At 73.0% G+C, this 15186-nt stretch carries 11 protein-coding genes and 1 pseudogene; 5 read left to right on the top strand and 7 right to left on the bottom strand.

Annotated elements, in window-relative coordinates; genetic code table 11:
- Positions 1-70: 70 nt before the first annotated feature.
- Positions 71-259, top strand: a pseudogene (locus LCE31_RS24560) (alpha/beta fold hydrolase); the annotation flags it as partial.
- A gap of 248 nt (positions 260-507) precedes the next feature.
- Complete coding sequence (locus tag LCE31_RS24555) at positions 508-1383, top strand: SGNH/GDSL hydrolase family protein (RefSeq protein ID WP_225017690.1); 876 nt, start codon at positions 508-510, stop codon at positions 1381-1383.
- An 84-nt stretch (positions 1384-1467) separates the two neighbouring features.
- On the opposite strand, the gene LCE31_RS24550 is transcribed toward LCE31_RS24555, so the two are convergent.
- Entirely contained in the window at positions 1468-1716 is a 249-nt protein-coding gene (locus LCE31_RS24550; RefSeq protein WP_225017689.1) for a hypothetical protein, read from the bottom strand.
- A gap of 571 nt (positions 1717-2287) precedes the next feature.
- Here LCE31_RS24550 and LCE31_RS24545 point away from each other — a divergent pair.
- Positions 2288-3187, top strand: a complete 900-nt coding sequence (locus LCE31_RS24545) for an SGNH/GDSL hydrolase family protein (protein WP_374118543.1) — start codon at positions 2288-2290, stop codon at positions 3185-3187.
- Between the two features lie 155 nt (positions 3188-3342).
- On the opposite strand, the gene LCE31_RS24540 is transcribed toward LCE31_RS24545, so the two are convergent.
- Positions 3343-3927: a TetR/AcrR family transcriptional regulator gene (locus LCE31_RS24540; protein ID WP_225017688.1), complete on the bottom strand. Its 585-nt coding sequence runs from the start codon at positions 3925-3927 to the stop codon at positions 3343-3345.
- 45 nt (positions 3928-3972) lie between these two features.
- Positions 3973-5601, bottom strand: a complete 1629-nt coding sequence (locus tag LCE31_RS24535) for a family 20 glycosylhydrolase (RefSeq protein WP_225017687.1) — start codon at positions 5599-5601, stop codon at positions 3973-3975.
- Positions 5602-5780: 179 nt separating this feature from the next.
- On the opposite strand from LCE31_RS24535, the gene LCE31_RS24530 reads away from it, so the two are divergent.
- Complete coding sequence (locus LCE31_RS24530) at positions 5781-7025, top strand: glycoside hydrolase family 1 protein (protein ID WP_374118542.1); 1245 nt, start codon at positions 5781-5783, stop codon at positions 7023-7025.
- Between the two features lie 99 nt (positions 7026-7124).
- Here the strand turns inward: LCE31_RS24530 and LCE31_RS24525 are convergent, their stop codons facing one another.
- The 3 genes from LCE31_RS24525 to LCE31_RS24515 all read right to left on the bottom strand — a co-directional run bounded on the left by LCE31_RS24525 (position 7125) and on the right by LCE31_RS24515 (position 11945).
- A complete protein-coding gene (locus LCE31_RS24525) occupies positions 7125-9515 on the bottom strand; it encodes a glycoside hydrolase family 3 C-terminal domain-containing protein (protein WP_225017684.1) in 2391 nt (796 codons plus the stop codon).
- Between the two features lie 193 nt (positions 9516-9708).
- A complete protein-coding gene (locus LCE31_RS24520) occupies positions 9709-10989 on the bottom strand; it encodes an MFS transporter (RefSeq protein WP_225017683.1) in 1281 nt (426 codons plus the stop codon).
- Between the two features lie 179 nt (positions 10990-11168).
- A complete protein-coding gene (locus LCE31_RS24515; protein WP_225017682.1) occupies positions 11169-11945 on the bottom strand; it encodes an isocitrate lyase/PEP mutase family protein in 777 nt (258 codons plus the stop codon).
- A 291-nt stretch (positions 11946-12236) separates the two neighbouring features.
- On the opposite strand from LCE31_RS24515, the gene LCE31_RS24510 reads away from it, so the two are divergent.
- The gene (locus tag LCE31_RS24510; protein WP_225017681.1) at positions 12237-13295 is read left to right on the top strand and encodes a LacI family DNA-binding transcriptional regulator; all 1059 of its coding nucleotides are present in this window, start codon (positions 12237-12239) and stop codon (positions 13293-13295) included.
- Between the two features lie 124 nt (positions 13296-13419).
- On the opposite strand, the gene LCE31_RS24505 is transcribed toward LCE31_RS24510, so the two are convergent.
- Positions 13420-15138: a discoidin domain-containing protein gene (locus LCE31_RS24505; protein ID WP_225017691.1), complete on the bottom strand. Its 1719-nt coding sequence runs from the start codon at positions 15136-15138 to the stop codon at positions 13420-13422.
- Positions 15139-15186 lie beyond the last annotated feature (48 nt).

Genomic DNA, 15186 nt, shown 5'->3' with positions numbered 1-15186 from the left:
CGGGGCGGCCCCCCCCGGGGGCCCCCCGCCCCCCCCCCCCCCCCCCCCCCCCCCCCCCCCCCCCCCCCCCGGCCGCCGGCTCCGGATGCCCGTCGCCGTGCTCCAGCAGGACTGGGGTGCGGCGCTCGGCTACGACGCGGCGGCCCTGTGGCGCGCCTGGGCGCCCGACCTGCGCCACACGACGGTCGCCTGCGGGCACTTCATGGCCGAGGAGGCCCCGGCGGACATCGTGAGGGCACTGCGCGGCCTGCTGGCGTGACCGCCGCACGGCCGGGGCGGGACCCGGCCCTCGTCCCGGCCGTCCTTCGAGGAGGAGCGGGGCGGCGGCCCGCATTCCGGCCGTCCGGCGCGGACCGCGTACGGCAGCGGTGTTTTCCGGCCGTAGGCGAGTGGTGCTGCGCGAACCGTTGACCGGAACTTAACTCACAAGTAACTTCCTGAGCGCGCCGCTCACTTCACGCCCGGCCCCACGCCGGGCACCTCACGCCGAATCCGAGGAGAACTCAGATGTCGATGCGCGCTCTCGCCCGGGGCCTCACCGCCGCCGCTGCCGCCGCGGGCGCGGTGGCCCTCGGGCTCACCGCCCCCACCGCGCAGGCCGCCACCCCCCTTCCGTACGTCGCACTCGGCGACAGCTACAGCGCCGGGTCCGGCCTCCTGCCCCTCGACCCCACCGCTTCCCCGCTCTGCGCGCGCTCCACGGCCGACTACCCCCATGTCATCGCGGCCCGGACCGGGGCGCGGCTGACCGATGTCACCTGCGGTGGCGCGGAGACCAAGGACTTCACCGGCTCCCAGTACCCGGGCGTGGCGCCGCAGACCGACGCGCTCAGCGACAGCACGCGCCTGGTCACCCTGACCATCGGCGGCAACGACAGCGGCACGTTCATCGACGCGATCCTCGCGTGCGGGTCGGCCGGAGTCGTCACGGCGGGCCAGGGCAGCCCCTGCGCGTCGCTGTACGGCGACACGTTCGACAACACGGTCGACAACACCACGTATCCCGCGGTGAGAGCGGCACTTCAGCAGGTGCGGGACAAGGCGCCGAACGCTCGCGTCGCCGTTCTCGGCTACCCGTGGATCGTTCCCGCGAAGAGCGACCCGTCGTGCTTCGCGAAGATGCCGATCGCGTCGGGCGACGTGCCGTACCTGAGGGACCTGGAGACCCATCTCAACGCCGCGGTGGAACACGCGGCGCAGGACACGGGCGCGACGTTCGTCGACATGGCGTCGGCCTCGGACGGCCACGACGCCTGTGCGCCGGCGGGCACGCGCTGGATCGAACCCATCCTGTTCGGGACGAACTTCGTGCCGGTCCACCCCAACGCCCTCGGCGAACAGCAGATGGCGGCACGCACCCTGGCCGTGCTCGGCGAGGGCTGAGCCGCACGGGCGACGGCCCCGCCCCGGTCGGGGAACGGGGCCGTCGTGGCGTCCGGACGGGCCGGACACGGTTGCGGGGAGCGGCTACTGGGCCCCACCGGCGAGGAAGCCGCCCTCGGCGTGTGTGATGCCGTAGGGGCCGCCGATGTTGGTGAAGCTGCCGTGGCCGCCGATGAAGCCGAAGCCGTGGTCCTGGCCCAGGTCGCCGTGCCGGCCGAGCTCGTGGTGGTAGCCGTAGTCCTGACCGTCCGCGAACGCCGTGCCGGTAACCGGGACGAGGGCGGCCATGCCAAGGGCGACGACGGCCGCGGCGCGGGCGATGTTCTTGCGCATTCGGTACCTCCTGCTAGCGGTAGTGACACCGGTTTCATCGCCTGTTCCGCGCCGGCCGTACCGATTCGGGCCGTTAGTCGCACCTTCCGGGTGAGCCTCACGCTCGGCCGTACGGAGGTGCGCCCCCCGCCGGCCCGTCTCCGGGGCGCCCTCGTGAGCGGCGGCGGAAGCTCCCCGCGGGGGCTTCTGAGCGGCTCACTCGCCGCGTGCGCTCGGGGGGGGCGGGCCGTTCGCGGCCAGGTGCCCGAACCCGCCAGGCCGACCCGCGGGCGCCGGGGGTCCTCGTAGGGCGGGACCACGTCGCCGTCCTCGGCGGGGTCGGCGGCTCCGTGGTGTCGCGGGCGGCGGCGGCGAACCAGGTGACGGTGTCGCGGACCGTCGTCGGACGTATTGACGGCCATAAACCGATCACCGTACGGTTTTCAAGCTCGGGCGGCTCACGACCGGGACCAGGACAGTGCCGAGCGGACCTTGCCGAGCGGCGCGGCCCCGCCACCGCCCCACCCCGCCGCCCCGGAAGAAGCGAGGAACAGCCGTGCCTGACCTCCGTACCAGCTCCGCACCTCTCGCCATCGGCGCAAGCTGCGGCCTAGGAAGCCGCCGACGCGGTCTCCTGCTCGCCGCCGCCGTCGCCGCCGTGTCCGCCCTCGCGTTCGCCGGTTCCGCCGCGGCGGCTCCTGCCCCCGCCACCGCCCCTGCGACAGCCGGCGGGGGCCACTACGTGGCCCTCGGTGACTCCTACAGCTCCGGCGCCGGAGTGCCGACTCAGGTCGACACCAACTGCGCGCGCTCCGACCACGATTATCCGGGCCTCGTCGCCCGGGCCATCGGCGCCGCGTCCGTCACGGACGTCACGTGCGCGGGCGCCGACACCACCGACATGGCCGGGCGGCAGGGTTCCGCTCCGCCACAGCTCGACGCCCTGCGGCCGGACACCACACTCGTCTCTCTCGGTATCGGCGGGAACGACCTGGACCTGACGGGACTGCTGGGCCGCTGCCTCCTGTTGGACGCGCTTCTGCCCAACGGGTCTGCGTGCAAGACCAGTTACACGCTGCTCGGAACGGACCAGGTCGCCGCCCGCATCGATGCCACGGCGCCGAAGATCGACGCGGTGCTGCGGGCGATCCACGCCCGCTCGCCGCACGCCCGGATCGCCCTGGTCGGCTACCCGGTGATCCTGCCGGACGACGGCGGCTCGTGCCACGACATCGTCGGCCTGTCCAGCGGGGACGCGCCCTGGGTCCGTGACGAGGAGAAGTACCTCAACACCATGCTCAAGGAGCAGGCCACCACGTACGGCGCCACCTACGTCGACACGTACACCCCCGCCGTGGGGCACGACGTGTGCCGGCCGGCCGGAGAGCGGTGGATCGAACCCACCGACGATGCCGAGGCGGCCGGGCTGCACCCCAACGCGGCGGGTGAGCGGAGCATGGCGGGCGCAACGCTGTCCGCTCTCGGCCGGTAGGGCGGAGCGGCACACCCGCCACACGTACCCACAGAACAGGGCTGCTCCGCCAGGCGTGTCACGCGTCCCTCAGGGTGAGGGGCCTCATTCGCCCTCGTTCGCCCCGCCCGTCCCGTCCGCCCGGTCTCCCCGGCCCGCGGGCGGGACGGTGTCTCTCAGTTGTTCGGTGCCGTGCCTGCGTCCAGCAGCCGCAGCGCGTCCGTCAGCGCCTGCGGCATGTCCACGCTCCGGTCCGCGAGCCACTGCAACTGCACACCGTCCGCCACCGCGAGGAGCACGACGGCGAGGCGTTCCGCGGGGATGTCCGTGGCCAGCCGGCCCGCGTCGAGGGCGGAGCGGACGTAGCGGGTCACAGCGGCGCGCAGCGCCTCGTAGCGCTCGGGGAAGAACTCGTGCGCGGGGTGCCCGGGATCACCGGCCGAGGCGGCGAGGGAGACGAACAGTTCGACCAGGCCGGGGGTACGCGCTCCGGTGCGCATCGTGTCGACCGGGTCCTCGGGCACGCGGTAGTCGGGGTGGCGGGTGCGCTCGGTCTCGTCGCGGGCCCGCAGGACCTCGGTGAGGAGGTCCTCCTTTGAGTCGAAGTAGTGCATGAGCCCCGGCAGGCTCAGATCGCAGCGCGCGGCGACCTTGCGCAGCGAGGTGCCGCGATACCCCTCGGTCGCGAAGATGTCGAGCGCCGCCTCCAGGATCTCGGCCCGCTTGACCTCGCCCTTGCGATAGGGACCACGTTTCGCCATGCGCCTCACCTTAGACGCTGCGCACCGGCCGCCGGCCGCGCCAGGTCAGCGCCAGTCGATCTCGGTGGACAGCAGTGCGGACAGGCCGCGTTCGCGCCACCACCCGGCCTGTCTCGCGAGGCGCTCTCGGTAGGTGTCCCACTCCGGCGCGGCCCCGGTCCACGCCGCCTCGGCCACACCGGCCAGCCGGGGCAGCAGCATGAGGGTCAGGTCGTCCAGGCCGTGCAGCGACTCCCCGAACAGGGTGGCCTCGACGCCGGCGATGTGCTCGGGCTCCAGGCCGAGCGCCGCCGGGTCCCAGGCCGCCCCGTACCGTACGCCGCGCGGCCGGTAGGTGAAGCCGAGCCGCGCCGCCCGCCCTGCCTGTTCCGCCGGTATCACACCGGATGCGTAGGGCCGGTCCAGGTACAGGTGGGACTGCGGCGAGAGAAGGACCCGCCCGCCGCCCGCGACGATGCGTCCCAGGTCGTCCGCGGTGGGGGCGAAGAAGCGCCGCATCGCGGCCACCAGCGCGGGGGTGAAACCGGCGGCGAGCAGTTCGGGCCGTTCGTTCAACTCCTCCTGGTTTCGCGGCAGATCCTGCATCTCCGGGTCCACCCAGAACTGTCCGATGTCCCCGGGCCCCATGCCCGCCCGGGCTGCCTCCTGCCAGCCGAGCGGCCGCTTGCCCGCCTCCCGCAGGACGGAGCGGGCCAGACGGATCGCCTCGTCGAAGTCGTCGCCCGACGCGCCCAGCGCCTCGTCACCGCCGAAGTGCACGAAGGGCCCGTCGGTGAGCCGGGCGGTCTCCGTCAGCACATCGGTGATGAAGGCGCGGCTCGCCGGGTCGTACGCGTCGAGCGGCGGGACGTACGGGAAGCCGGCGCCGAGCGCGGCGGGCCGCGGCAGTGTTCCGAGGCCGGGGCAGGCGCGCAGGGCGGCGCCGCAGTGGCCGGGCACTCCGATCTCCGGGACGACGGTGATGTGCCGGGCCGCGGCGTACTCCTGGAGGTGCCGGTACTCCCGCGCGGTGTAGCTCGGGTGCCCGGGGTCGGCCGTCAGGGCGGGCAGCCCGGGGATCTCCAGCCGCCACCCCTGATGGTCGGTGAGGTGCAGGTGCACCACGTTGAGCTTGTACAGCGCCGCCACGTCGATCAGCCGCAGGACGTCGTCGAGGGCGATGAAGGCACGTGCCGGGTCGAGCATGAGCCCGCGCCAGGCGTACCGGGGGGCGTCGTCGATGTGTCCGCACTCCAGCACGCCGTCCAGGGGCGCTGTGGCGAGCAGGTGCAGGGCGGAGACGGCGGCGCGGAAGACGCCGCGCGGGGTGCGCGCGCGGCAGGTCAGCGCGTCGGGGGCGACCGTCAGCCGGTACGCCTCGTCGGCGGGGCCGCCCGCCGGAGCGGTCCCGTCGGCCGGATCGGCGGCGACGGGTTCGCCGTCGAGCGGGCAGACACCGAGCGGCGCGGGCAGCGCGGCCACCTTTCCCAGGGTCAGCTCGATGGCGCCGGGGGCGGTGCCCGGACTCCCCGCGGCGGCACCGACGGCGGCGAGGTGCGGCGCCAGCAGGTCCCGCAGGACGTCCGCGGTGGCGTCCAGGGCCGGTTCGGTGGTGCGGATCTCCCAGCGGCGCGCCACCGGGCAGGCGCCCGGCATCGGCTCGCGGCGAGCGGGAGCGGGGATCAGCGCGCTCAATGGTGGCTCCTTGGCTGGGCGGTCGAGACCGAGCGGGACGCTACCATGAAACCCGATCACTGTATGGTTTTGATGACAGGCGCCGGACGCGTCGCACAGGTACCGGATACGCACAGGTACCGGATACGCGCGGGGCCACGCGCCGGAAGCGCGCTCCGGCGCCGCGCAGAGACGAGGGAATGACCATGACCGACGACGGATTCGCCCTCCCCGACGGCTTCCTGATGGGGGCGTCCACCTCCGCACACCAGACCGAGGGCGGCAACACGGCGAGCGACTGGTGGGCCTTCGAGCAGCTTCCCGGCGGGCCCGTGGCCGAGCCGAGCGGGGACGCGGCGGACAGCTACCACCGCTGGCGCGAGGACATGGACCTGCTGGCCGGCCTGGGCTTCAACGCCTACCGGTTCAGCATCGAGTGGGCCCGGATCGAACCCGTCCGCGGACAGGTCTCGCGCGCCGCTCTCGCGCACTACCGCAGGATGGTGGAGGGTGCGCGGGAGCGCGGCCTCGAACCGGTCGTGACGTTGCACCATTTCACCTCACCGCGCTGGTTCCACGAGTCCGGCGGCTGGACCGGGCCGGAGGCGGTGGATCTGTTCGCGGCGTACGTGCGGACGGTGGCGCCGGTCCTGGACGGGCAGGTGCGGTACGCCGCGACCCTCAACGAACCCAACATGCTGGCGCTGGCGCACACCGCGCTGCGGCAGGGCGCCGGCTTCGCGGACTTCCGGACGCTGGAACCCGCCGACTACATCAGCGAGGCCCTCATCACCGCACACCGCACCGCGCGGGAGACACTGCACGGGCTGCTGCCCGGCGTGCGCGTCGGCTGGACGGTGGCCAACCAGGTCTACCAGCCGGAGCCGGGCGCGGAGGACGTCTGCCGGGCCTTCGCGTGGCCGCGCGAGGACAGGTTCCTGGAGGCCGCGCGGGACGACGACTGGGTCGGCGTCCAGTCGTACACCCGCACACGGATCGGCAGCGGCGGTCCGCTGCCGGTGCCCGAGGACGCCGAACGCACCCTCACGGGCTGGGAGTTCTACCCGGCGGCCTTGGGTGAGGCGGTGCGCCACACGGCGGACGTCGTCGGCCCCGGTGTGCCCGTGCTGGTGACCGAGAACGGCATCGCCACCCGGGACGACGCGCGCAGGATCGACTACACGGCGGCGGCGCTCGCCGGGCTGGCCGACGCGATGCGGCCCGGCGGCAGCGACGGCGAGGCCGGCGAGAACACCGCTGGCAGCGGCGGTGTGGACGTACGGGGGTATCTGCACTGGAGCGCGCTCGACACCTACGAATGGGGCTCGTACGGGCCGACGTTCGGGCTCGTCGCGGTGGACCGCGAGACGTTCGTCCGGACGCCGAGGCCGTCCGGGCGCTGGCTCGGCGAGCAGGCCCGCGCCGGGCGCCTCGCGGTGCGCTGAGCGCGCCCCGCCGGGGCCGCGGCGGCACCTGGCGCCGTGGCCCGGCCGGGCTGCGCCGTGACGGTGGAGGAGCATGCGGCGGAGCAGTGCTGGCAGCGGTCAGCCCCGGCTCGGGGCCGCGCCGCTCCCCCGGCCCGCCGTGCCCGCGTCCCGGTCGGCCTCGACCGCGCCGCCCGCTTCGGCACCGGACAGGGCCGCGGTCAGCTCCGCGAGAAGCTCCCCCGTGACGGGGCTGCCGGCGAATTCCGAGATGGCCCGCAGGGACATGCCTTCCGCGATGGAGCGGATCACCGGGTCGTCCAGCAGTCGCGCGGCGCGCCGGTCGTCCTCGTACGCGGCGCTCAGCGCGGCGGTCAGCAGCGGGCCCGCCACCGGGTGCCGCTGCCACTCCCGCAGGGTGGACTCCGCGGTCGGGACGGGTGGCGTGTCGCCTTCGAGCACGACGACGGTGTCGAGGCGGATGTCGCGGGAAGAGGAACCGGCTTCGAAGCGGTACTCCCCCGGCTCCACGCGCCAGCCGCCCTCACGCACGCTGTAGTAGGCGAGATCCCTTACGGGCAACCGGAGTTGCGCCCACGCGCTCCGGCCGGGCTCCAGCGTGACGTCGGTGAACGCGCGCAGTTCCCTCTCGGGCCGCGCCACCTGCGAGGTCCCCGGCGGGGCCACGTAGAGCTGGACGATCTCCCGGCCGGCGACCGGGCCGGTGTTGGTGATCTCGACCTGCGCGAGGACGGAGCCGCCGTCCGGTGTGCCGGACGGCTCCACCGTGACGGTCAGCCCGTCGTAGGCGAAGTCCGTGTAGGACAGCCCGTGTCCGAAGGGGAAGGCGACCCGCGTGCCCCTCGCGTCGTAGCCGCGGTAGCCGACGAACACACCTTCCCCGTAGCGCACATGCCCCTCCTCTCCGGGGAAGGTGAGGTACGAGGGGGTGTCGGCCAGCCGGTGCGGAATCGTCTCGGTGAGCTTGCCCGAGGGGTTGACCACACCGAAGAGCACATCCGCCAGGGCCGCTCCGCCCGCCTGGCCCGGCAGCCACCCCTCGACCAGGGCGGGGATCGGCTCGCTCCAGGGCGTCACCCGGACCACACCGCCGTTGGCCAGGACGACGACGAGCCGGTCGGTCGCCTCCGCCAGCGCGCCGGCCAGCGCCGTCTGCTCCTCGGGCAGGTCGAGGTGGGTACGGTCGAGGCCTTCCGTCTCCTCCTCCGGGGGCAGCCCGAGGAAGAGCACCGTGGTGTTGGCGTCGCGCGCGGCGCGCACGGCCGCCTCCCGCAGCCGTGCCGCCTCGTCCCCGTGACCGCCCGCCGCCGCCCGGGGGCCGCCGGCCGGCGCGGGCGCGTAGCCCGCGGCGAAGTGCACCCGGTCGGCCCCGGCCAGGTTCCGGACGGAGTCCAGCAGTGTGTCCACCCTGGTCGGGGTGGTCTGTGAGCTGCCGCCTCCCTGGAACCGGGGCGTACGCGCGAACTCACCGATCACGGCGACCGTACCGCCGTCCTCGCCCGCGTCGAGCGGCAGCAGCCCGCCGTCGTTCTTCAGCAGCACCACACTGCGGGCCGCCGCCTCGCGCGCGAGCGCGTGGTGTGCCTCGTACGGTGCCGGGCCGCCGGACGGCGTGCCGTGCCTGCGCGCTCTGCGGGACAGGCCTGCCGCGCGGGCGGCGACCCGGTCGAGGTGCTCCTCGTCCAGCTGTCCCGCGCCGACCGCCGCCTCCACCTCGGCGGCGCTGCGTCCCGACGTCGACGGCATCCGCAGGTCGAGCCCTGCTCGTACGGCGGCGACGGAGTCCTGCACGGCGCCCCAGTCGGACATCACCAGGCCGTCGAACCCCCACTCGTCTCGCAGGACGTGGGTGAGAAGCCAGTGGTTCTCGCAGGCGGGGGTGGAGTTGACTGCGTTGTACGCGGCCATCACCGTCCACGGCCGGGCCTCCCGGACGACGCGCTCGAACGCCCGCAGGTAGATCTCGCGGAGCGGGCGCTCGTCGATGTCGGCGCTGACCCGCAGCCGGTCGGTCTCCTGGTTGTTGGCGGCGAAGTGCTTGACGGCGGCCCCGGTCCCCGCGTTCTGGAGGCCGCGCACCACCGCAGCCCCGAACACCCCTGCCAGCAGCGGGTCTTCGGAGAAGTACTCGAAGTTGCGCCCGCACAGCGGCGAACGCTTGATGTTCACACCGGGCCCGAGCACCACGTCCACGCCGAGGGCGGCGGCCTCGGCCGCGAGGGCGGCTCCGACGCGCTCCATCAGGCCGGGGTCCCAGCTGCATCCCAGGGCGGCCGCAGGCGGAAAGCAGGTGGCGGCGGTGGCGCCGTCGAGGCCGAGTACGTCGCTCTGGTCGCCGCCCTGGAAGCGCAGGCCGTGGGGCCCGTCGGACAGCCGGACGGGCAGGATGCCCGCACGTTCCACCGCGCTGGTGGTCCAGTTGTCGGCGCCGCTCGTCAAAGACGCCTTCTCGGCGAGTGTGAGCGGGACATGCGCGGGGGTGTGGGTCATGGGGCCACCGGTCTCTCTGCACGGGCTGCCTGTAGGAAAGGGGCGAACTGGGTTGCGGGGAGGGCGTGTTCCATCCTCCGCCGCAGGGCTGCGGACCGGAATACGTTCCGGCCGGCGAGAAGCGCTCCGCGCCCGCGGGGTACGTTCCAGGGCCGGCGTGGGCGTCGCGTGGCGGGGCCCGCGCCGTGTCCGGCTAACGCACTCCCTTCGCGAAGGTGACGGACAGGCCGCCCATCACGGCGAGCGCCGCTCCGATGGGGAAGAGTGCGGTGTATCCACCGGTGGCCGTCACCAGGGCGCCGGCCAGGAAGGGGCTGAACGCCTGCGGAATGCTCCAGGACAGGTTGATGACGGCCAGGTCCTTGCCGTACCCGGCTTTCGAGGGCAGCACCTCGCTCATCACGGCCGCGTCCACGGAGCCGAACATGCCGTATCCGACACCGCCGACGACGGCAGCGATGATCATGCCGGTGACCGTGGGAAGCAGCAGCGGGACGAGCAGTCCCACCCCGAAGACGACGGAGGACGCCTGGATGAACGGCTTGCGTCTGCCCACCCGGTCGGACCAGGGCCCGCCCACGGCGGAGAGCGCGAGGACGCAGGCGAAGGTGAGGGCGCTCAGCAGCGGTACGTAGTGGACGGCGCGGTCGCCGAGGCCGATGTAGTCCTGAAGGACGTACAGGTTGTAACTGGCGGTCAGCAGATAGCCGGTGACGAGCAGGAAGCGGCTGATGAAGACCCAGGCGAAGTCCGGGTTCCGTCGCGGGTTCACCCAGTAACTGCGCAGCAGGTCGGTCCAGTTGAACGGATCGTCGGCCATGTCCCGGGAGGAGGGCTCCCGCGCCGTGACCGCGAAGGCCACCAGGACCACGACCAGGATCGCGGCGACGACCCAGTAGCCGTGGGCGATGTCCGCGACGGAGGCCGACGCGATGAGCTGTCCGGCCAGCCCGCCGAGGCTCTGGCCCACGGCCGCGAGGGAGGCGAACAGGCCCCGGCGTTCGCGCGGCACCTGATCCGGCATCATCGCGTTCATGGGCAGTTGGGCGGAGTTCACCGTCAGCACGAGCAGCAGGTAGGTGGGCAGCAGCACACCGATCGAGTGCGCCGCCCCCATCAGCACCAGCGACACGGCGCCGCCGACCGCGCCCCCGAGGACCCAGGGGGAGCGCCGGCCCCAGCGGCTGCGGGTGCGGTCCGAGAGCCGGCCGGCCAGCGGCTGCACCAGCAGCGTCATCACCGCGCCGCACCCGGTCAGCAGCGCCAGGTTGTGCACCTTGCCCGCGGGATCGATGCGCTGCACCTGCACGGCCATCAGGACCGCGGTGACGGCGTTCCACAGCAGCGGGCTCGCCGCGTTGCCCGGCAGCCACACGGCACCGAGGCCGCGCAGCCGCGAGCGCGACAGGGCCGGGCCTTCCCGCGGGGACCCGGTGGACTCGGGAGGAGAGGGCCTGGGCGACGTGGTGTCCACCGGTGACTCCGATCTGGCCGGACGGCGAGGTGCGAAAAACATACGGTGATCGGTTTTCGCGTGTCAATGACCCTGCCGGCCTCGATCGCACACCACGCGTCCGGGGCCCGGGGCACGCGTCCGCCCCGGGCCCGGCTCCCGTGACCGCCCCGGCGGCACGCGTACGGTGTGAGCCGGAGTCAGCGTCCGAGCGACTCGTGGTACCGGACGAGGCGCTCCTGCATCACCGGATACGGGGTGGCGGCGGGCACCGGACGCCCGTCGCGTACGCTCGCGGCCACCTCCACGGCGGCGTCCACGGCCGCGCGGTAGGGCAGCGACCCGGTACTGACGCGCCGCACACCGAGCCGCCCGAGTTCGGCGAGGGACAGGGCGGGCACCACCAGGACGTTGAGCGGGACCGGGACGCCCGCCGCAAGCTCCCTCAGGTCCGCCGGCTCCGTCGCACCGGGAACGAAGACGCCGTCCGCGCCCGCCTCCACATAGGCCAGGGCACGCTGGAGGGAGGCCGAGACCGTTGCGTCCTGCCCCAACCAGTACGTGTCGACACGGGCGTTGACGAAGACGCCGGGGCTGCGCTGTTTGATCGCCGCGATCTTCGCCGCGTGCTTACGGGGATCGATGAGCCGCTCGGCCGAGCTGTCCTCGATGTTGACGCCGTCGGCGCCCAGCGACGCGACGTACGCGGCGACCCGTTCGGGATCGTCGTCGTAACCGTCCTCGACATCGGCGGAGACATGGACGTCGAGCGGCGTGAGCTGCCGGACGAGCGCGACCGTGAGGTCCTTCGTGGTCCGTGCTCCGTCGGGCCGCCCGGCCGTGGCGGCGACACCGAAGCTGGTCGTGCCGACCGCGGGGAAGCCGGCCTCCGCGAAGGCGAGGGCCGAGGGGACGTCCCAGGCGTTGGGGAGCAGGAGCGGCAGGCCCTCTCGATGGTGGAGTTCGCGGAACGTCATGGTCTCGGCACCTTTCGTTTGTCTCATGAGCCGTACGACTGCGGTCCGTACGGTTGCGGTCCGTACGACCGCGGTCCGTCCGGCTGGGCCTCTAACAGCTGGCGGCCTTTACGCGTGCGGTCCTTGCGACCGCGGTCCGTACGACCGCATCTTCGCCTGTCGAGTGCGTCATTGTCCGCGCGACGGCGGCGGCAGGAGTCGGGACCGCCTCGACGGGCGCGTCGGGACCGGCGCCCTCACCGGTCGGGGACGAATCCGCGGAGAGCGCTCTCCCCTGTACTGTGGCCTCTCATGAGCAAAGAGTCGAGTGCCTCGTCCGGCGGCCCCACGCTGGAGGACGTGGCCCGCACGGCGGGAGTCTCACGGGCGACCGTCTCGCGGGTCATCAACGGGGTGCGCAACGTCGACCCGGCGATCCAGCGGACCGTGCGGCAGGCTGTCGCCGCCACGGGTTACGCGCCGAACCGCGCGGCCCGCTCCCTGGTGACGCGCCGCGCCGAGATCATCGCGCTCATCGTCTCAGGAGCGGGCGACGACTCGGCGGCCGAGCAGAACGCCTTCGCCTCCCGGTTGTTCGCCGACCCGTTCTTCGGACGCGTGGTCAGCGGTGTCATCTCCTACCTCAGGCCGCGGTCCATGCATCCGGTGCTGATGTTCGCGGAGACTCCCGGCGCCCGCGAGGAGGCGGTGGACTTCCTGCGGCAGGGCAGCGCGGACGGGGCGCTGATCGTCTCCACGCACGCGCAGGACCCGCTGCCCGCCCTGCTCACCGACGCGGGGCTGCCCGCCGTGCTGTTCGCCCGCCCGGCGGGAGACGTGCCGATCAGCTACGTGGACCTCGCCCACCTCGACGGTGCGGGGCTCGCCGCGGACCATCTGATCGCCCGGGGGTGCCGGCGGCTCGTGACGATCGCGGGGCCGCAGGACGTCGCGTCCGGCCACGACCGGCTGGCCGGCTTCCGGGACGCCGTGGCCCGGCACGGCGTCCCCCGCCCACCGGTGGCCGAGGCCGACTTCACCCTCCGCGGCGGTGTGCGTGCGATGACCCGGCTGCTCGCCGAGAACCCCGACCTGGACGGTGTGTTCGCCGCCAACGACCTGATGGCGCAGGGTGCGTGCCAGGCGTTGCGCGAGCACGGCAAGAGGGTGCCGGCCGATGTGGCGGTGGTGGGTTTCGACGACAGCACCGTGGCCGCGTCCTGCGACCCCCCGCTCACGACCGTCCGGCAGCCGGTCGAGGAGATGGCGGCCGAGATGGCGCGGCTGCTCCAGGAGCACATCGAGCACCAGGACCGCCCCGTCACCTCCCTGATCTTCCAACCGGAGCTGGTGGTACGGGAATCGGCCTGACCACCCGGCCCGCGGCCGAGCGGTGTGGACCGCCCGGCACGCGGAACGAATCTGGCCGAGGGGCCGTGCGTGGGGCGGCGGCCGCGCCCGCCGGGCCCGGACGCCGCCCGAGTTCGCCCCGGTGTCAGCTGTAGACGCCGAACTCGTAGAGCGAGTAGCCGTATCCCGTGCCGCGCGCGGTGCCGTTCACCCGTACGTACCGGCCGGTGCCGTCGACGTCGATGTCGTCGATGTTGCCGTTGCCGTCCGTCACGGACTTCACCGTCGTCCAGTTCTGCCCGTCCTGCGACGTCTGGATCTCGTAGGCCTTCGCGTAGGCGGCCTCCCAGGAGAGCTGGACGTGGTGGAACGAGGTCGACGCTCCGAGGTCGACCTGGAGCCACTGCGGGTCGCTCCAGTCGCTCGACCAGCGGGTCGCCGCGTTGCCGTCGACGGCGTCGGCGGCGGTGCACGGGCAGCCGCCCGTCGGGTCGGTCTGGAACGAGGACGCGGTGGCCGGCTTGCCCAGCGCGACGTTCGTACCGGCCGGCTTCGGCGCGACGACCTTCAGGGACTTCGCGGCGAAACTGGCGTTGCCGTGGCCGTCCGTGGCCTTCACGTAGACCTTGTAGACGCCCACCTTGTCGGGCGCCTCGACCGTGAGGGTGCCGTTGCCGTGATCGGTGGCGTCGGCGGGGACGAGCGCGTTGTTCTGGTCGATGTAGTTGCTGCTGAACAGAACCTGGTAGGCGACGGGATCGCCGTCGGGATCGGTGGTCCTCGTACTGACGGTCACCTCGCCGCCGGTCTCCACGCCTTGTGTCGCGCCGCTGACGGTCATGTCCGTGATGTCGGGCGGGGTGTTGTCGTGCGAGGTGTCGCCGCCGTACGCCTTCTTCACGGCGTAGTACGAAGGCCGCTTCAGCCCGTCGGGGAGGAGGTTGAACCACACTCCGCCGAGGTCGTCCTCCGTTCCGTAGTGGAACATCGTGGCTCCGAGGGCGACCCCCTGGTGTGCCGTGACGCAGTTCCACGCCTTGGTGTAGCCCTCGGCCTTCTGCTGGTCTGTCGGCTCGTCCGGCACACCGTTCGCGTCGTCGGGCACCTCCCACTCACCGGCGGGACCCGTCTCGGTGACGATGTACGGCTTGGTGTAACCGCCCTGCTCCCAGGTGCTCTTGATGTTGCACACGTCGTTGTACGAGTTCACCGCGTACAGGTCGAGATCGGGAGCGTTCTTCTTGTAGTAGGGCCAGGCGCCGGTCCACGCGTCGGTGGAGGTCACCGGGTGGTTGGGGTCGACCTGGTGGATCTTCTTCGCGATGTCGTTCACGAAGGTCGTGTACGCGTCACGCTGGCTCTCCAGCTCGGCGCCGCTGTAGCAGTTCTGCAGGCCGAGGACGGACTCGTTGCCCACGTTCCACATCAGCACACCCGGGTTGTCCTTGTAGGTGTCGACCCACTTGGGGAACTCCGCGAGCATGTCGTTCTTGTACGAGGTGTCCGTCAGGTAGTTGACGCAGCCGCCCGAGCCGGGACCGCCGCCCGGCTGGAGCCAGAACCCGGCGATGACCTTGACGCCGTTCGCCGCAGCGGCGTCGAACAGCGGCGCGCTCGTGGCGTCGGTGCCCCAGGTCCTTACGGTGTTGACGCCCATCGACGCGACGTCCGGCATGTACTTGGCTGCGTCGGCGGCTGACGGGCCCCAGGTGAGGCCCTTGATCTGGTACGGGGAACCGTTGACGGTCAACTGCCAGTTCCCTTGTGAGCCGGTCACCTTGACCACGTCGCCGGCCGCGTGCGCGGCCTGGGCCCGGAGGCCGACCAGGGCCCCGGCCAGCAGGTCGGCTGCTGCGAGCGGCACGACGGCGCGCCCCGCCCCGGGGGGGGGGGCGGCCCGGCCGGGGGGGGG

It is taken from the genome of Streptomyces sp. 8L (assembly GCF_020176795.1).
In the GTDB taxonomy this organism is placed as follows: domain Bacteria; phylum Actinomycetota; class Actinomycetes; order Streptomycetales; family Streptomycetaceae; genus Streptomyces.
Note: the sequence above shows the minus strand (reverse complement) of the source record. Positions and strands in the feature narration are given on the sequence as shown.